This is a genomic window from Chryseobacterium sp. R2A-55 (assembly GCF_021401085.1).
Lineage (GTDB): Bacteria > Bacteroidota > Bacteroidia > Flavobacteriales > Weeksellaceae > Kaistella.
In genome coordinates this window covers 243341-262387 of sequence record NZ_JACBFP010000001.1, presented here as the reverse complement: position 1 = coordinate 262387, position 19047 = coordinate 243341, and the positions used below count along the sequence as shown (strand labels likewise).

Genomic DNA, 19047 nt, shown 5'->3' with positions numbered 1-19047 from the left:
ATGATTTTAAAATCGGATTTTACTTTCCGGCAAAAATAATGGTTATTCTGAGAAGTTAATATAATGAATAAAAAAATTCAAATAATAACGTAATATTTTGTTTAAAATCTGACCAAACAAGAATAATCACCGGTATTAAGAAAAAAAAACTTCCGACGACGAAAGTTTTTATTGATGATCATGCTCAACTCCTGATCCATTTCCAAAGCTCCTTCATGGTTGCCTTGTTTCCGTACATCAAAATTCCTACGCGGTAAACCTTTGCGGCGATGTAAATCATGAGCAGCGTTGAAAAAATCAGCAATATCATAGAAAGTGCAATTTCCCATATCGGCACGCCAAATGGAATCCTCGCAATCATTGCAACCGGCGAAGTGAATGGAATGATGGAAAGCCAAAAGCCGAGCGGTCCTTCCGGATTATTCATGATGGTGAAACTTCCATACATTCCCAACATTAAAGGAATGATTGCAAATAAAGTGAATTGTTGGGTTTCGGTCTCATTGTCTACCGCAGAACCGATTGCGGCATACATGGAGCTGTAAAAAATATAGCCCAGCAAAAAGAAAACGATGAACACGAAAATAATCAGCGGGAAATTCATGTCCAGAAGGATATGAGAAACTTCGCCCGCCATTTGTTTAAAGTCAAATTTCTCCATCATTTCTGCGGATTGTTCGCCGCCGGGAATTTGATTTTGTATGGCTGAAAAACCACTATTCAAGGTGATTGCGCCAATTACAGCCATCGTTATCCAAATTGAGAATTGGGTTAAAGCGACCAAAGTCACCCCCAAAATTTTTCCCATCATCAGTTCAAAAGGTTTTACCGACGAAATGATAATTTCCACCACCCGGTTGTTCTTTTCCTCCAAAACGCTTCTCATTACGCGAACTCCGTAAATGATGATGAACATGAAAACGGCATACATCAAAACCATACTCAATCCGGATTTTACGCCGAAAGACAGGTCGTTATCAGCACTTTTTTCATCCACTATATTTTGGGTGTTGAGCTCAAAATTTTTGTCCAAATCCTTGATCTGGTTTTCAGAAATTCCGAGGTTTTTGATTTTTTCTTTTTTAATGATTTTGGAAAGATCTGAGGCCACCCTCATTTTCGTATCGAATCCAATCTTCTTGTTAATCAATAGTTTGCTGTCTTTTTCAAGCTCGTCGAAATTGTTGTTTTTCAATTCGGGAATCACAAGTAATCCCTCAATTCCGGTCATATCTTTCAAGGTGGAGGTCAATGCTCTTTCATTTTCCTGCGGCACAAAAACGTATTTTATTTTTTTATCATTTTGAAGCTGGCCTACAAAAATCCCGCTTTTATCGATGACATTGAAAGTACTTGAAGTTTCATTCGCCTTAAACATAAATGCGATCAAAGCACCGAAACCAATCATCAAAACTGGTGCGAGAAGCGTCAGAATGACGAAGGATTTCTTTTTGACCTGGGTCAGATATTCACGTCTTGTGATGAGGAAGATGTTTTTCATCTAAATTTTGGTTTGAAGTTTAAGGTTTGAGGTTTAAAATAAACAATAAATTCACTTGCAGAAATGAACTCCGAAGCAAATTCGCTTCCGAACGAAAATTCACCTATTGTACGGCATTAATAAACACTTCGTTCATGCTGGGAATTTTCTCATCAAAAGAACGGATTTTCCCAACTTTCAGCAGTTCATTCAGTAACAGACTTTGGTCGGTTCCATTTTTTATATCGAATGAAATTAATTGATTTTCAATGGAATATTCCTCAATTTGAAATTGATTTTTAAAAGATGCAAAATGGTCTTGGTTTACATCTGAGAGGGTCACATTGAAAATATTCTTCTTGAACTTTTCGCGCACTTCGAAGACTTTGCCGTCCAGAATTTTTTTTGCATTATTGATTAATGCTACAAAATCGCACATTTCCTCCACACTTTCCATTCGGTGGGTGGAAAGAATGATGGTGGTTCCCTGATTTCTCAGATTCAAAATCTGGTCTTTGATCATGTTTGCATTCACCGGATCGAAACCAGAAAACGGCTCGTCCAGAATCAACAGTTTCGGGCGGTGCAAAACGGTGACCACGAACTGGATTTTTTGCGCCATTCCTTTGGAAAGTTCAGAGAGTTTCTTCTTCCACCACTGATCGATCTGAAGTTGCTCAAACCAATATTTTGCCTGGTTTAAAGCGTCATTTTTGGACATTCCCTTCAGTTCCCCGAAATAAAGGATCTGATCACCTACGGTCATGTTTTTGTAAAGTCCGCGTTCTTCGGGCATGTAACCAATCTGTTTGATGTGTTCGGGATTTAGTTTTTCATTGTTGATGAAAACCTCGCCGGAATCGGCCTGTGTAATTTGATTGATAATTCTGATGAATGTGGTTTTTCCGGCACCGTTCGGGCCAAGAAGTCCATAAATACTGCCTTCAGGAACATTAATGGAAAAATCACTGAGCGCCAGTTTTTTCCCGGCATTGTAGGTTTTGGTGACGTGTTCTGCTTGGAGCATGAAAATTCTTTTAAATATTAGTAAGCAAAAACAGGGAAAAGTTACGCTGAAGGGTACTCAAACTTGAAATCTTTGGATGAGTCCGTAGTGTTTAAGCAAAAATATGTTCCTTGTAAAAAGCATCCGCTTCTGCGATCACTGCATCCATTTCTTCCAAGGTGAAAACTTCCAGAAATTTTCTTCTAAAATCCTTGAAATGTGGAATTCCACGGAAATAGTTGCTGTAATGTTGCCTCATTTCAATCAGTCCCAGTCTTTCGCCTTTCCATTCTGCACTCCATTCCGCATGTTGACGAACCGCTTCCAGACGTTGAGTAATGGTTGGTTCGGGGAGTTTTTCACCGGTCGCAAAAAAATGCTTGATCTCATTAAAAATCCATGGATAGCCAATTGCGCCACGACCGATCATGATGCCATCGCAGTTGTATTTTGTGCGGTATTCCAAAGCTTTTTCGGGTGAATCCACGTCTCCGTTTCCGAAAATTGGAATTTCAATATTCGGATTATTCTTCACTTTGCTGATATAGTCCCAATCAGCTTCGCCTTTGTACATTTGGGAACGGGTTCTGGCGTGAATGGTCAATGCTTTGATGCCAACTTCCTGCAATTTTTCCGCAACTTCCATGATGTTGATGGTTTCCGTGTCCCAACCTAATCGTGTTTTTACCGTGACCGGAAGATGGGTGGAATTCACTACCGCTTTGGTCAATCGAACCATTAAATCGATGTCTTTCAAAACACCTGCACCGGCTCCTTTGCAAACCACTTTCTTGACCGGGCAACCGAAATTGATGTCCACCAAATCGGGATTCACGGTCTCGACAATTTTTGCGGAAAGTGCCATCGCTTCTTCATCACCACCAAAAATCTGGATTCCCACCGGTCTTTCATAATCAAAAATATCGAGCTTTTTTTTGCTTTTCATTGCATCTCGAATCAAACCTTCGGACGAGATAAATTCTGAATACATCATATCTGCTCCGTGCATTTTGCACAGCCTTCGGAATGGTGGATCAGAAACATCCTCCATCGGAGCGAGCAGAAGTGGAAAATCCGGAAGCGTAATGTTGCCGATTTTTATCATGGTGCAAAGATAAATCTTTTGAAGAGAAGTAGAAAAGGCAAGTATGATGTATAAAAAAACAGCTCCCAAAGAAGCTGCATCGATCTTAATTAATCAAAATCGTGATGGGTATCGTCTTTTGAATTCCGGTGGACAAACCACATTCCTATGGTCAAACCGATAACACCCGCAACTGCGGTCATCAATGCTCTTTCCAGTTTGTCTGGCAAATTATTGCCGATATAGTTCATCAGGAATAAGATGACGAAGGTAATGACGGCGATTACCACGAATTTAGTGCTTTTGATGTTCATTATTTTAACCGGTACGAAATCATTAAACCGCCTTTGTAGGGAATCCATTCGCCGCTTCTATTGGGTCCGTCCACATAATCTACATCGTATCTTTCACCGGTGCTCATCACATAACCATGATAAAAACCTTCTGAATGACCCCCACCAACAAACAAATCCAGGTTCCATTTTTCATTGATTTGCCACTGGTAACCCACTGTAGCACCACCCATTATTGCAAACCCAGACTGATAGACGTCGGATAATTTGTAAACTGGATATTCCGGTCCATATTGATAATCTCCGTCACCCCAGTAATTAAATTTTCTCATATGGAATGAGGCAACATGCAAATTTGCTCCTACGTAAAAATGTTTAAAAGCTTCACCAAAATAATATCTGGCCTCAATTCCACCCATGTAAATCTGAGCGGGCATTCCCCCGAACGATTTCCATGGTGAAATGAAGATTTCTTCCTGAAGGGTCCATTTTTCACTAAGCTGATGCTCAACTCCTGCGTTCAACATCCCGATGGGGAGAAAAACAGCGTTGGCCTTTACATAGAGTTTTTTTTGAGATTTGTTTGAATCAATAGTTTGGGCACTCATGACGGCAAACGACGCCATAGCAAAGAGTAAAATGAGTTTTTTCAAAAGTTTTTTATTTTAAGGTTTCTAATAATTGGTTGGCTAAAGAGGAATCCAGACCCTGACTTTCTGCCAAATATTTTGAGAGTTTGGCATAAAGCAAAGCACCGTCTTTGTTGCCTGTTTTTGCATAAAGTTTTGCCAATATATAGGTGTTCTGTGGATTCTGTATATTCATATTCGCTTTTTCAGCCCATTCCACCGCTTTTTTTAGAGATTTTGGATCACTCACGTGTTCGCTGAAAACCCAAGCTGCTTTGATGAGCTCGTCTGGCGTAAACTTTTCAGGATCTGTATAATATGCAAGAGCAGCTTTTTCAAATGCAGCAAAATTCCCCACGTTGGCGAAATAATTAACTTTAAATCTGCTTAGTTCATTTTCAGCTTCGGCTTTTCCGATCAACGGAGTGGCGGACTGCAGGAATTTTTCATCGTCAATGGTGCCGGTTTTCTCATCGAAAGCAGCCTCAAATACTTTCGAAATCTTAAGGCTTGAATCAATTTCCCGGTATTTTTCGGGGGTGATCATTTGACTGATTTCGTCTTTTCGTTCAATGAAAATCTTGTAATTCTGGTCTTCCGTTGATTTTAGGTAATAGAGTAGTAGCCGCAATTCTTCGGGGGTTAATGGCTGTTTTCCCTTTACCTGAAAGTAGCGTTCGGAGACTTTTTTCGAAAATTCGGGATCACTGTCTGCATAGGTCCTCATCATATTGAGCAGCAGTTCAGGGTCTTTTTCTCCATTTGCGAACAGTTCTTTGTAGGAGCCTTTCTTCAGTTTGGGATTATTGGCTTCTTTGGCGAAATCCAGGAAATCAGTTTCCGATTTGTAGCCATAATCTTTGATCACCACTTCGCCATCGCCATTCAGAAAAAGGTACGTGGGATAGGAGTAGATGTTGTATTTTCTCGCAATTTCTCTGCCTTCTCCTTTTTCCATGTCGATACTGGCGTTAATGAAATTGGCGTTAAAAAATTCTCGCACCGATTGTAGTGGGAAAATATTTTTCTCCATCATTTTGCATGGGCCGCACCAGGAAGCATAAGCATCCAGAAAGACTAGTTTTTTTTGGGTTTTTGCCTTTGCCAAAATGTCTTTGAAGCTGCTTTTTTCAAAATTGATGCTCTCCTGTGCAAGAAAGGAGATGGAAATAGTGAATAAAAGGAATGATATGATTTTTTTCATTGGATTAGGAAAAATCTGTGCGAATATAATTATAAAAAATTTGAGCGAAGAAGATTTCGGGAAATTATAAGGTTATTTTAAGTGAATTTAGGCTGATTTGCAGGTGCGGTTTTAAAAAAAATCTCTGCAGATCAAAAAATTCTTTTCGCTGAAAAATGCAATGGGTTTCAAAGTACAAGTTTTTTGTCAACAAGAGTTAATTGTTTGTTAATACTGGTTTAAAGTGATTCGGATAAGTATTTCATAATTTTGGGCATACCCATTAAGAGACAATATGAATTCATTTTCAATCATGGTAAAGCACCGTTACCGAAGGCTTTTAGAATCGATTAAGGAAGCCATTTTCATTCGGGATGTCATCTAGCAAAAAAACTTCGGAACTCCGAAGTTTTTGGTATGGCATTTTGCTGAAATCTATTCAGGTTTGTAGCTGTCTTTCAAAGTGACGGTTCTGTTGAATACCAACTTCTCATCGGAGGAATCTCTGTCTTTGGTGAAATATCCGATTCTTTGAAACTGATACGGTTGACCGATTTCCGCATTTTTGAGGCTTGGTTCGGCAAATCCATGCACGGTCTGCAGACTTTCCGGATTGAGGAACTCCATGAAGTCGGTTTCCTTTTCCGAATCTGGTTCTGGAGTGGTGAAAAGCCGGTTATAAATTCTCACTTCCACCGGGATTGCGTGTTTTGCAGAGACCCAGTGCAATGTGCCCTTTACTTTTCTTAAGCTTTCTTCGGTTCCGCTTCCGGATTTTGATTTCGGATCGTAGGTTGCATAAATTGCAGTAATTTCACCGTTTTCATTTTTTTCAACTCTTTCCGCTTTGATGATGTATGCAGATTTCAAACGAACTTCTCCGCCTAATTTCAATCGGAAAAACTTGTTGTTGGCTTCTTCTTTAAAATCTTCACGTTCGATATAGAGCTCTCTGCTGAAAGGGATTTTGCGGGTTCCGGCATTTTCATCTTCCGGGTTATTTTCGGTTTCCAGCCATTCTACCTGGTCTTCCGGATAATTTTCAATGATCAGTTTTACCGGATCTACCACGGTCATCACTCTGGTTGAAATCTTGTTCAAATCTTCTCGCACAAAAAATTCCAAAAGTTGTACATCGATCATGTTTTCTCTTTTGGCAACGCCAACCCTTTCAATGAAATTTTTAATGGCAGTAGGAGTGAATCCTAATCTTCTCATCCCCGAAATCGTAGGCATTCTTGGGTCGTCCCATCCAGTAACGGCTTTTTCTGCGACCAGTCTCTGCAGTTTTCTTTTGGAAGTAATCATGTAGGTCACATTCATTCTGGCGAATTCCCTTTGCTTGTTTCTCACCTTGGAACTGTCATAGACCTGATCCAGATACCAATCATAAAGTGGACGGTGGTTTTCAAATTCCAATGAGCAAAGCGAGTGCGAAATCTGCTCGATATAGTCTGATTCTCCATGTGCCCAATCGTACATGGGGTAGATTTTCCATTTGTCGCCGGTTCGGTGGTGTGGTCTTTTCAGGATTCTGTACATGACAGGATCCCGCATATTCATGTTGGGAGATTTCATGTCGATTTTTGCACGAAGTGACATGGTGCCTTCTGCAAACTCTCCGTTTTTCATTTTCTCAAACAGTTCCAGACTTTCCTCGATGGGTCGGTTTCTAAACGGTGATTCAATTCCGTCTTCGAAAGGATTTTTTCTTTGTGCGGTAATTTCTTCGGAAGATTGTTCGTCCACATAAGCTTTCCCGTTCTTTATCATTTGAACTGCCCAATCATAAAGTTGGTCAAAATAATCAGATGCGTAAAGTTCCCGGTCATATTTAAAACCCAACCAATCGATATCTGCTTTGATAGAATCCACAAATTCCTGTTCTTCTTTTTCTGGATTGGTATCATCAAAGCGAAGGTTCACGGGCGCCCCGTATTTTTCGCCCAAACCGAAATTAATGCAAATTGCTTTCGTATGTCCCACATGCAGATAACCGTTTGGTTCAGGTGGAAAGCGGAATCGCAGTTTTTCTCTTCCTAATCCGTTTGAGAGGTCTTCTTCTATGATTTGCTCAATAAAGTTGAGGGCTTTTTTTTCTTCTTCCATTGTTTAGAATTGTAGAGTGCAAATTTAGGGATTCTTGCGGAAAGGAAAAACTACCGCTAATCTGGAATCTCATGAAAGCACTAGGTGCAGTATTTGACTGGTCGGTGTACAAAAAATGCACTGCGAAAGTTTTAAACTTTGGCAGTGCATGAGTAAATCTGATTTTTTTTTATTAGGTACGTGAAATCAATAGTTTCAGATGGTAAACTAACGCTCAACCATTAAAACTGATAGAATATCCTTCCTGCAAATGCAGTGTTGGTTAATTTTTCATAAGGACTGTCTTTAAAAATGTCTGACATTCCGTGAACATACCTTAAATCAATACCAAAATTATCGGTGAAGTAATATCCCAAACCGCCCGTCAAACCGAAATCTGTGTTGTTCAAACTATCTTTGATATCGTGTCCGTCTTCTTTTGCAGACAGCATAATCATTAATTGAGGTCCCGCAGTAAGGTAAAAATTATCAAATCGCGGCTTCAAGAGAAGTGGGATTGCTACATAATCAATTCTTTCCCTTAAGGTGGTCCCTGAAGCTTTAAGTTTCACATCGGATCCGAAATTTGCATAGGATACTTCCAGTTGCAGACCTATTTTTTCACTGAATTGATAGTAAGTATACATTCCGGCGTTGATTCCAAAGATACCTTTGGGATCGGTTTCAGAAGAATCCCAACCGCTCATGTTGGCATAGTTTGCACCAACCAGCGCCCCAAATTTAAATTCTGGACCTGAGCTTTTTTTGTACTTGCTGGTTTTCTGCGCCTGAGTACCGGTGAACATCATGAATGCAATAAGTGTGAAAAGTCTTAAAAATAGTTTTTTCATGCTATAACTTTATTTTGGTGTTATGGATTACTTGTTTCGGTTGTCCCGCACCGAAAGCTTTTCCGATTTCTTTGATGGCTTGGATTCTGTCTTTTTCCAGACCCACTTCTTTTTCATAATAGACGTTCCATTCTCTGCCGTCGATTTCTTTCATTCTTGCCCCGACTGATTTTGAAAATGTTTCCACCTCCTTGAAACATGATGAACTTGGGTCAATCTGCGACAGATAAGCAGTAGCGGCTTCTGCACCTTCGGCATTAGGATTTTTGCTCCATTCCATTTTTGCCTGTGCAAGATTGGATTTACATTCATAATTTATTTTCTTCACATATACCGCCTGTGCTTTTGCCATTGCCTGGGAATAGCAGCTTTTTGCTGCAGATGGAATTGAAGTAAGTTTATAGAGCGCAAAATCGTACTGATTTGTTTTTTCGAGCATGTTTACTTCATTGATAATCGTGGAGCAATTTTTCGCATAATAATCTACGATCTTTGTTTTGGCGGAGGCTAAGAAATTGTGATATTCTGGTGTATCGAAATTCATTTGGTTGATGGCGTTATTCACTGCTTTTGCCAAAGTATTTCCCACACCGTTTGATACTTTAGACACCTGTGCGTAGGTGTTTTTGTCCACAATATTCATGATTTTTGTGGTGAACATAATTTCGTAAATGTACATCGGCGGTGCTCCACCGGCCGTTTTGGTGTTCAAAACATTAAAATCGGTTGATATTTCGAATTGAGAATTAATTCCACGAACGATTCCGTTTTGGGCGAGCAGGCTTCCCAGTTTATTCTCAATAAGGCTTGAATAGGTTTGTGCTAAATCACTAGAACCCGCTGCGGTGGAAATTTCGATGCCGGTGTCATCTTGAGCAAAAAAGCCCAACGGAGCGAATGCCAGAATAAGTGCGATTAATTTTATTGTTTTCATGACTTTATTTTTTTGAAAAGTAGATTGATGTTTTGCCCATTCCTGTTCTTTTCACGGTTACTTTGAAATTGTATGGGGCTGCTTCGAATGTTTTCTTGATTCCTCTCGCAAAAATATCGGCACTTACCGCACGTCCGTTTGCATCAAAAACCGGGATTCTCACTTCTTCGAAATTGAGCATCACTTCCGAAGATTCTGTGAGATTGTATTTTCCCTTCACCGCGTTGCTGGCGAACCAATCTTCAATATGGTTATCAAGAGTCTGCCCGTTTATTTCGGTTTCGAAGTCCTCTTTCATATCATTGAAGAGGCCAAACACAAACTGCGCTTTTCTTCCATTTTCTGCCATATCGGTAAAGTAGTTTTCAATCTGATTAAAAAATGGATCTACTTTGTTATTGATGGTTTCTGCTACCATGGAAAGAATATCGGAAGAATAGGTTGATTTTCCGACTAAGTCAGGTGAGCTGGCAACTTGCTCGCCGGTGTAATTATCTTTGGCATTAAAGTCAAATTTCAAAGAATTTTTCGGACCTTCTTTCGCAAAATAGAAATTCACATAGATCCCCAAATCAAAATTGCTTTGCCCGGAAACCAAATCATTCACGGCGGAAGTCTTGATTTGTGACCCGTCTTTGCCTTCCAGGGCAGCTCTGGCATTTGTTTTAGACTGGATTTTCTGGTTCTGGGCAAATGCTCTGATGTTGAATTTCCCATCGGTTCGGTCTGTGAAAATTTCACCAATTTTGCTCATCACCAAGGTGAGTTCATCACTTTCTTTGAAAGCTCTGGTGTAATTACATTGGTCTTCACCATTTCCATCTTTTTCCATAAATCCGTTTCTGGTACACCAAGTGTCTTCCGGGAAAAGCATTAGGATTGGTTTTTTTGCACCTTGTGCAAAAAATGATTGGGCAATCAACACTAGCGCAATCGGTAATAATTTCTTTTTCATAGTTTATGGGTTAAGTCTTTTTACCAAACCTTCCAAAGCACTGTATTTAATCAGGACTTCAAAACTTAGTGCTTGGTTTTGGGTATATTTTAAGTCGCGCTTTTGTTCATAAGTGGCAAATTCCCGGTAGATGGATGCATAATCGCCCACATTGCCTTCGTTTGAAAAGAAGGCAAGCAGCCATTGTTTCGTTTCGGGAGCATCCTGTCTGTTTTGGAAAAGCGGGAGTTTGATGCAGTCTTTCGGACCTTGATCGATGCCTTTTAAGAAAATATCGTTGAGCGCGGTTTTCAGTGCGTTAGCTTTCACTTCTTCATAAGTGGTTCCGCGTGCGGAGACTTTTACCAGGAGGTTCCCGTCGAGCTCATTTCTAATGCCGGTGGTTTTTAGGGAATAATTCCCTAAGTCAAATTCTGGCTTGTATGTTTGACAGCTGCTCAGAAAAACAAGTGCGGAGACAATAAGTATTAATTTTTTCATTTTCCGATAATTTTGGTTTTTGGGCCGATACTTTTTTTGGAAGAAATTTTCTTTTCGGGTTTTTTCCCGGATTTCGCTTCGGCCGGTTATTTTTTAGAACATGGAGGAGAAACTCTTGATGATTCCGGCAGCTTCCAGATCTTTTCTGAGTAGATCTTTTGAAACGGTTACAATGATACCGAGTTTGTATTCTTTTCCTACTTTCACGATATCTTTTGGATCTACATTTCCGTCGGTAGAGAGTGTCACATATTTCATGTATTTTCCTCCGTCCATAAAGAAATTGTTGAAGAAATGCTCATTTTCGGCTTCTGCGTTAGGGTTTTTGGCCAGTGGTTTTTGGGATCCGCAATTGGCGTTTCCGATGAATCCTTTGAAAATTACACCATGTACTGCATTTTTCTTTGCCTGTTCAATGACTAATTTCCTTGTTTTTTCGAAAGAGAAAACCCTTACCAGATAACTTCCGTCTTGGCCCACACCGGCACATTCAATTTCATATTTCCATTCCCTGGTGTTTTTGTCATTCTTTCCATTCTGTGCAAAAGATTTAACAGATAGAAACAAGATAAAAATTAGGATTAATTTTTTCATAGTAATTTATTGTATTTTAGTTTGTTTGCATTAATAACATTCCCGGAACAATTTCGCCTTTCATTTTGCTCACCCTTAACACGGTTACATCTACTTCTTGGTTTGGATTTTCCTCATCTGCACCATATCTGTTGTCCCAGATCGGATAGTCCGTGTCCACTTTCATTTTCCCTACTACAACCAGCTCTTCTGAGCCATCCTCTTTGATGACACGCTCTAAAACATCAAATTTTGATTTCTTGTCTATACCCTCTTTCATGCCGGCTTTAATGGTGATGACAGGATCTACTGTGAATACTGGGATTTTTACAGAGAAAACATCATAGGATCTTTGAAGGTTGTTGATGGCCTTGTCAAATGATTTGATGGTGGCTCTTTCCACCAGCTGCTCGTTTGATTTGCCGGAAAGTGTGGTGGACTGAATATCTGCTCCGGTTTTTGTTTGGCCCACAAATTTCACTTTAAAAAAATCTGCGTTATCAAAAGCAGCCTTTTTTTCCGGGGTAATCGATTGGTTGTCTGCCCAAAGTTCATTGTAGAAGCGATCTCTGGTATCTGCATCCCAAACAAGCTTGAAGAGGTAGGATTTGGTTCCTACCCAGAAACCTTTGCCGAAAGTGTCGGTGGTCAGTTTTGTCAGGTCGGTCAGCGAAGACGCAAGCTGGTTTCCTTCTTGCAGAAAACTCTGTGAAAGCAGTGAAAGTCCCGCTCCAAGACCTTTGGCGATACTTTCCTTGTTGGTATAATTGGATTTCATGACAATGACGAAAGTATTGTCAATTAACTCAGCACCCTTATCCCCGAGAGATGATTCTCCACGGGAGGTGTTCTGCGCGATTTTTCGGTCCAGTTCCTTGGCATCATAAAAGCCCCGCTTCAGCACCAAATCGGCATTAAATGCACCTTCTTTACTTCGATTGAACCATTTTGCTACCAGTTCGTTTCCGATTTTCTGTTCATTGAGGTAATTCTCGATATATTTTACATCATCAATGTTCAAAGCATTCTTCGGAATTAACCGGGTATTATCAGGTAAATTGTGGTTATTGTATTTATCCGGGGTGAATTTGGTCATAAATGCATTCTGCACTGCTTCGTCATATTCGATGGATTTATTGTCCAGCATGAAAGTTGAAAGGGAACTTCTCCGGTAATCAATGCTCACAGAGTCTTTTTTTGAAGTGGAATATTTTTGCGCATAAAATAAAACAGTGCAAAAAATTGCCAATAAAAGGGTAGATTTTCTCATCATGTGTGTCTTAAGGTTTTAAATTTTTTTGATTAATTGGGTAAAGGGCTTTCCTTTATTTTTTTGGGTCAAAAAGCGTTCAAATGTCTGTTATTGATAATTTCTGTGCAATACCCCAAAAGGGTTATTTTTATCGGAACAAAAACATCCATGCAATTCTGATATATCACACAAAAGGGTGATTGTGTGTGTTTTGTTTTTAGCGGGGATTTGCCTTTTCAAAACTTTAGAAATGTCAATCAGAATAGCCATCGTGGAGGACAACCGATACTATAATAATGCATTGAAGGAAATTGTTGATTTCGAAGAAGAGCTTCTTTGCGTGGGTCAGTTTTTTGAGGGAGTCGGGTAGCGATTCGCGATCTGTCTATCTGCAAACCTGATGTGGACTTGATTGATATCAAGCTGCCAGATCTTTCGCTTGTCAATGATATACAGACCCGGATTAGAACAGAAGTTCAGGATTTATAAATATCAGTTTTAGGCTAAGTTTTATATGGATAAAGCTGTAATTTATTTGGTTAAAGCATATAAAAAGAAGGTTAAAGCATCAAAAATGACGTTTAAAGCTATATTTTATATGTTTAAAGCTGAAATTTATATGCTTAAAGCATAATAAATGACGTTTAAAGCATAAAAAAGAAGGTTAAAGCTATGTTTTATATGTTTAAAGCTGAAATTTATATGTTTAAAACTGAAGAATATCAGCTTAAAACTGAAGGATATGAGTTAAATAGATTGGTCCGCAGGTATTTCTGGCCAAATCAAAGTATATTACCCACGAATGAAAGTTGATCACCAATTAATTTCAAACCGGACTCAAAATTATTGGTAAAAAGTCCACCGGTTCCCAATCCTTGCGGAATTTTGGGATTCTTGGTGAACGTGTACTGTGCAATTGCGTTTAAACCGATATTACTTTCCAAAGCTGAAGTAATCCACCAGCCGATTCCCATTTTTTCAGCCAGTGAAATCCATTCATCTGTACCTGAAAAACCTCCGATTAGAGATGGTTTCAGAATAATATATTGAGGTTGGATGTTTTCCAAAAGCGCGTTCTTTTCTTTAGAATCCAATATGCCGATTAATTCCTCATCCAGAGCGATGGGAACCGGTGTTTCCGCACATAATTCTGCGATTTCATTTCCGGAATTCGTTTTCCGGCTTCCGGCTCTTATCGGTTGTTCGATCGAGTGGACTCCCAATTCTGAAAGTTGCTGCAACACGATTTTTGCTTCGCTGAAAGTGAATGCACCATTTGCATCCACTCTCAGTTCAAGTTTTTCCTTCGGGAAATGAGCCCGCAGCTTTTTTATGATTTCTTTCTCAGCATTCCAATCTGTACCGATTTTCATTTTGATGCAATCGAAACCGAGCTGCAGCTTTTCTTCGATTTGCTTCTGCATGAAATCCGGATTTCCCATCCAGATTAAGCCGTTGATTTTTATGGAAGATTTTCCCTCGGTGAAAGGGCTTGGAAAATAAAGGTTTCCGCCATGTTCCAGATTTAAGGTCGCCTGTTCGTATCCCAACCAGATGGATGGGAAAAGATGTAATTCCTCCTTTAAGAGATCAGAATCTTCATTAATGTTTTCGCAAAGCCATTTTAGTTTCAGTTCATATTCAGGAACATCATCATAACTCAATCCCCGGAAAACTGCACATTCACCAATTCCTTTTCTGCCGTTTTCGGATATTTCCAGGATGAAAGTTTCTTTAGTAGTCAGGATTCCCCGCGAAGTTCCACTGGGATTTTTAAATTCTAAAAGGTATTTTGAAAATTTTGCCGATTTCATGGTGCAGGTTTATTTTAATAGCAAAGACGCGAAAAATCGCGTCTTTACGAAAATGTGCTTCAGTTTTTTATACTTTTTCGGCAGCGTTTCTCATGAACTCTTCCGCCTTTTCCACCATCTCTAAACTTCCGCAAAAAAAGGGAACTCTCTGGTGAAGCTCTGTGGGCTGAATTTCCAGAATTCTGCGGAATCCATCTGTGCATTTTCCGCCTGCCTGCTCCGCCAAAAAAGCCATGGGATTGCATTCATATAAAAGTCTCAGTTTGCCGTTAGGTGACTGGGAGGTGGATGGATAAATATAAATTCCGCCTTTAATCATATTCCGGTGAAAATCTGAAACCAAACTTCCGATATATCTTGAGGTGTATGGACGGTCGCCTTCCTCTTTCTGGCAATATTTAATGTAATCTTTAACTCCTTGAGGGAACTTGAAATAATTTCCCTCATTGATTGAATAAATTTTTCCTTTTTTAGAGAAAGTCATATTGGGATGTGAAAGATAATAGGTTCCTAAACTTGGATCAAGCGTAAAACCGTTTACCCCATTTCCGGTCGTGTAGACAATCATCGTGGAAGATCCGTAAACCACGTATCCTGCTGCGATTTGATTTACCCCTTTTTGCAGAAAATCGGCCAGAGTCACAGGTGTTCCCGGCTCGGTTACCCGGCGGTAAATCGAAAAAATAGTCCCCACTGAAACATTCACGTCGATGTTTGAAGAGCCGTCTAAAGGATCAATTAACACTACATATTTGCTCAGGTGTGCGTTTGTGCCACATTTGATTTCGATAAAGTGGTCGGTTTCCTCGGATGCGATTCCACATACCACTTCACGCTGAGACAAAGCTTCGATGAAGATTTCATTGGCCAGTACGTCCAGTTTTTGCTGTTCTTCACCCTGAATGTTTTCATTACCCGCTTTCCCGATGATATTTGCGATCCCGGCTTTGTTCACTTCGCGGTTCACCACTTTTGAGGCGAGTCGGATTGCGCTTAATAATCTTGAAAGTTCACCGGTGGAATACTGAAAATCTTCCTGTTTGTCAATAATAAATTCACCCAGCGTTCGAAAATTATCTGTCAATTGCATGTTTTTTTAGATTTCCCACAAATTTCGGAAAAAACTTTGGATTTCCCCTAATTAATTCTACGATTCACGATTATTATCTTCCTTTAAACCTGCTCTTTTCAAAATTAGAAAAATAAGATTTATATCATTGTTTGCTTTCTCAAACCAATTGCCGCTTTCCGTGAAAATTTGTAACTTTACGAACCTTATATTTTAAAAAAAATCTACTGAAATTATATGGACACCACTAAGTTTGTAAACCGCCATATTTCCATGAACGAAGCTGATAAACAGGCGATGTTAAAGAAAATAGGCGTTTCGGGAATTGATGAGCTCATTTCTCAGACCATTCCGGATTCTATCCGTTTAAAAAATGAATTAAACATTTCTAAAGCACTTTCTGAGCAAGAAATGCTGATGCATTCAAAAGATCTTGCCCAGAAAAATCTACCCTTTGACAATTACATCGGGTTTGGATACCACAACACCATTTTGCCGAGTGCAATTCAGAGAAATATTCTGGAAAATCCATCATGGTACACTGCTTACACCCCATATCAGGCGGAAATCGCGCAGGGAAGATTAGAGGCTTTGCTGAATTTCCAGACTGTTATCGTCAATTTGACGGGACTTCCTTTAGCCAACGCCTCGCTTTTAGACGAATCCACGGCGGCTGCGGAAGCGATGCATATGTTTTTCGAGAGCAGAACGAAAGATCAGAAAAAAAATGGAGCAATTCAATTTTTTGTTTCTGATTTGGTTTTACCGCAAACCATTGCTGTTTTGAAAACAAAAGCAGAAGGTTTGGGAATAGAGATCATCGTCGGAAACTACAAAGATCACCGGTTCACTGATTCGTATTTCGGTGTTTTGCTGCAATATCCCGGGAAAAATGGAATCATTGTGGACTACACAGATGCGATTATGCACTATAAGGAATTTGACCTCCAGGTAGTAGTTGCTTGTGATCCTATGGCTTTAGTGAAACTGAAGTCGCCTGCAGAAATGGGAGCGGACTGCGCAGTGGGAACTACTCAGCGATTCGGAATTCCTATGGGTTACGGAGGCCCTCACGCGGCATTTTTTGCCTGCAAGGAGGATTATAAACGCGATATTCCCGGAAGAATCATTGGTGTTTCTCAGGATGCTTATGGAAAACGGGCCTTGAGAATGGCGCTTCAAACCAGAGAGCAGCATATTAAAAGGGAAAAAGCTACCTCAAATATCTGTACGGCACAGGTTCTTTTGGCAGTAATGGCCGGAATGTATGCCGTTTATCATGGCCCCAAAGGATTGGAATTTATCGCTAACCAAATTCACTTTAAAGCAAATGCATTGCGGGACGGGTTGAAAGCACTTGGCTTTGATACCGTGGAAGAGCCTATTTTTGACACCGTGAAAATCAGAATTCACGAGGAGGAAAAAAAGACCTTGATGCAGATCATGCGCGACCACAAAATTAACCTCAATTATTTCACAGAAGGTGTGGTGAGTATTTCCGTCAACGAAGCTACCACTAAGGAAAAACTTCAAATATTGTTTGATGCATTTGCCAATGTGAAAGACAGGCAAAGTTTCAAACTGGTTTTTAAAGAAGAAATTGAAATTCCAAAAGAATACCTAAGAACAGATGAAATCCTTACTGATGAAGTTTTCAATAAATACCACACCGAAACCGAGTTGATGCGCTACATCAAGCGTTTAGAAAGAAAAGATTTGTCTTTGACCCACTCCATGATTTCGCTTGGGTCTTGTACGATGAAACTCAATGCTGCGACCGAAATGCTGCCGCTTTCCTGGCCGGAATGGGGCGGAGTGCATCCATTTGTTCCAACCGAACAGGCAGGTGGTTACCAGACTCTAATCCAGGAATTGGAAAAAGATTTGGCAGAAATTACTGGATTTGCAGGCACTTCTCTGCAGCCAAATTCCGGAGCACAAGGAGAATATGCCGGTTTAATGGTCATCCGGGAATATCACAAATCCAGAGGTGAGGCACATAGAAATATTGTATTGATTCCACAGTCTGCCCATGGAACAAATCCGGCATCCGCAGTGATTGCTGGAATGAAAGTGGTGGTGGTGAAAAACCTTGAAAATGGAGAAATCGATTTTGAAGATTTAAAGGCAAAAGCGGAGCAACATAGCGAAAACCTTTCTGCAGCTATGATTACCTATCCGTCAACTTATGGATTTTTTGATGACAATATCATTGAAATTACCAAACTCATTCACGAACACGGCGGACAAGTCTATATGGACGGTGCCAATATGAATGCACAGGTTGGATTTACTTCGCCAGGAAATATCGGTGCTGATGTTTGTCATCTTAACTTGCATAAAACCTTCGCAATTCCTCATGGTGGAGGTGGACCAGGAGTGGGACCAATCTGTGTTGCGGAACATTTGGTGAAATTCCTTCCTTCAAATCCCAATATTAAAATTGGATCCAAAGAATCTATCGACGCGATTTCAGCGGCTCCGTTTGGTTCATCTTTGGTGTTGAATATTTCATATGCCTACATCAAAATGCTTGGAACAGATGGTTTGAAAAAAGCGACAGAACACGCGATTCTGAATGCCAATTATTTAAAAGAAGTTTTGGCAGAGCATTTTCCAATTCTTTATGCCAACTCAAAAGGACGGGTTGCCCATGAATGTATCGTGGATTTCCGACAGTTCAAACCACTTGGAATTGAAGTTGCAGATGTGGCGAAACGTTTGATGGATTACGGTTTCCACGCACCAACGGTGAGTTTCCCGGTTGCCGGAACTTTGATGATCGAACCGACCGAATCCGAAAGCAAAGCTGAACTGGACCGTTTCGTGGAAGCATTGATTTCCATTAAAAAAGAAATCGAGGAAATTGCAGAAGGAACAGCAGATGCAGTGAATAATGTCTTGAAAAATGCACCACATACGGAACAAATCGTGATTTCCGATTCTTGGGACAAGCCTTACAGCCGCGAAAAAGCAGCATATCCATTGGATTGGGTGAGAGACCACAAATTCTTCGCATCCGTTTCCAGAGTGGATGAAGCTTATGGTGACAGAAATTTGATTTGTACGTGTGCGCCGATTGAGGAGTATATGTAATACGATCGATTTCCTGCGGAGTGAATTTTGCTCCGGAAGTCATTTTCATTGAACGATTTTTATTAAAATCTTAAAATTCCCAATCGAAAGGCTGGGAATTTTTTTTGGTGTAATATTTATGACTTTGATAAAAATCAAAGTGATGACAACAAAACTCACTGTGGATTTCTCATAGACTTTCCATTTCTCACCTATGCATTCCGCAGAAATTGTTCCGTTTCGGGGTTTCACCGGCGTAATCTCTGAAAACGGAAAGGTAT

At 40.0% G+C, this 19047-nt stretch carries 16 protein-coding genes; 1 reads left to right on the top strand and 15 read right to left on the bottom strand.

The genetic code is table 11. The features are described from left to right. Positions 1 to 184 precede the first annotated feature (184 nt). From L0951_RS01200 to fbp, 15 genes are all read right to left on the bottom strand, one after another. The gene (locus L0951_RS01200; RefSeq protein ID WP_234108874.1) at positions 185 to 1501 is read right to left on the bottom strand and encodes an ABC transporter permease; all 1317 of its coding nucleotides are present in this window, start codon (positions 1499 to 1501) and stop codon (positions 185 to 187) included. 103 nt (positions 1502 to 1604) lie between these two features. Beyond that, a complete protein-coding gene (locus L0951_RS01195; RefSeq protein ID WP_234108873.1) occupies positions 1605 to 2507 on the bottom strand; it encodes an ABC transporter ATP-binding protein in 903 nt (300 codons plus the stop codon). A 91-nt stretch (positions 2508 to 2598) separates the two neighbouring features. Next, positions 2599 to 3591, bottom strand: a complete 993-nt coding sequence (gene dusB, locus L0951_RS01190) for a tRNA dihydrouridine synthase DusB (protein ID WP_234108871.1) — start codon at positions 3589 to 3591, stop codon at positions 2599 to 2601. Between the two features lie 89 nt (positions 3592 to 3680). Continuing rightward, entirely contained in the window at positions 3681 to 3884 is a 204-nt protein-coding gene (locus L0951_RS01185; RefSeq protein WP_234108869.1) for a hypothetical protein, read from the bottom strand. Beyond that, positions 3884 to 4516: a DUF3575 domain-containing protein gene (locus L0951_RS01180; protein ID WP_234108862.1), complete on the bottom strand. Its 633-nt coding sequence runs from the start codon at positions 4514 to 4516 to the stop codon at positions 3884 to 3886. Before L0951_RS01180 ends, L0951_RS01185 begins: the two co-directional genes overlap by 1 nt. Positions 4517 to 4523: 7 nt before the next feature. Continuing rightward, positions 4524 to 5696 carry a thioredoxin family protein gene (locus tag L0951_RS01175; RefSeq protein ID WP_234108860.1) on the bottom strand — a complete coding sequence of 391 codons (1173 nt, stop codon included), beginning with the start codon at positions 5694 to 5696 and terminating at the stop codon, positions 4524 to 4526. A gap of 414 nt (positions 5697 to 6110) precedes the next feature. Continuing rightward, positions 6111 to 7784: a glutamine--tRNA ligase/YqeY domain fusion protein gene (locus L0951_RS01170; protein WP_234108858.1), complete on the bottom strand. Its 1674-nt coding sequence runs from the start codon at positions 7782 to 7784 to the stop codon at positions 6111 to 6113. Between the two features lie 221 nt (positions 7785 to 8005). Further along, entirely contained in the window at positions 8006 to 8614 is a 609-nt protein-coding gene (locus L0951_RS01165; RefSeq protein ID WP_234108854.1) for a porin family protein, read from the bottom strand. Between the two features lies 1 nt (position 8615). Beyond that, complete coding sequence (locus L0951_RS01160) at positions 8616 to 9548, bottom strand: hypothetical protein (protein ID WP_234108852.1); 933 nt, start codon at positions 9546 to 9548, stop codon at positions 8616 to 8618. 4 nt (positions 9549 to 9552) lie between these two features. After that, the gene (locus L0951_RS01155) at positions 9553 to 10503 is read right to left on the bottom strand and encodes a DUF6175 family protein (RefSeq protein ID WP_234108850.1); all 951 of its coding nucleotides are present in this window, start codon (positions 10501 to 10503) and stop codon (positions 9553 to 9555) included. Positions 10504 to 10506: 3 nt separating this feature from the next. Continuing rightward, positions 10507 to 10983, bottom strand: coding sequence for a hypothetical protein (locus L0951_RS01150; RefSeq protein ID WP_234108848.1), 477 nt, complete (start codon positions 10981 to 10983; stop codon positions 10507 to 10509). A 93-nt stretch (positions 10984 to 11076) separates the two neighbouring features. Then, entirely contained in the window at positions 11077 to 11577 is a 501-nt protein-coding gene (locus L0951_RS01145; RefSeq protein WP_234108844.1) for a hypothetical protein, read from the bottom strand. Between the two features lie 16 nt (positions 11578 to 11593). Further along, positions 11594 to 12829, bottom strand: a complete 1236-nt coding sequence (locus L0951_RS01140; RefSeq protein WP_234108843.1) for a hypothetical protein — start codon at positions 12827 to 12829, stop codon at positions 11594 to 11596. Positions 12830 to 13590: 761 nt separating this feature from the next. Further along, a complete protein-coding gene (gene menC / locus L0951_RS01135) occupies positions 13591 to 14622 on the bottom strand; it encodes an o-succinylbenzoate synthase (RefSeq protein ID WP_234108836.1) in 1032 nt (343 codons plus the stop codon). A 67-nt stretch (positions 14623 to 14689) separates the two neighbouring features. Next, positions 14690 to 15706 carry a class 1 fructose-bisphosphatase gene (gene fbp, locus L0951_RS01130; RefSeq protein WP_234108835.1) on the bottom strand — a complete coding sequence of 339 codons (1017 nt, stop codon included), beginning with the start codon at positions 15704 to 15706 and terminating at the stop codon, positions 14690 to 14692. 222 nt (positions 15707 to 15928) lie between these two features. On the opposite strand from fbp, the gene gcvP reads away from it, so the two are divergent. Continuing rightward, entirely contained in the window at positions 15929 to 18787 is a 2859-nt protein-coding gene (gene gcvP, locus L0951_RS01125) for an aminomethyl-transferring glycine dehydrogenase (RefSeq protein WP_234108833.1), read from the top strand. Positions 18788 to 19047: the final 260 nt, after the last annotated feature.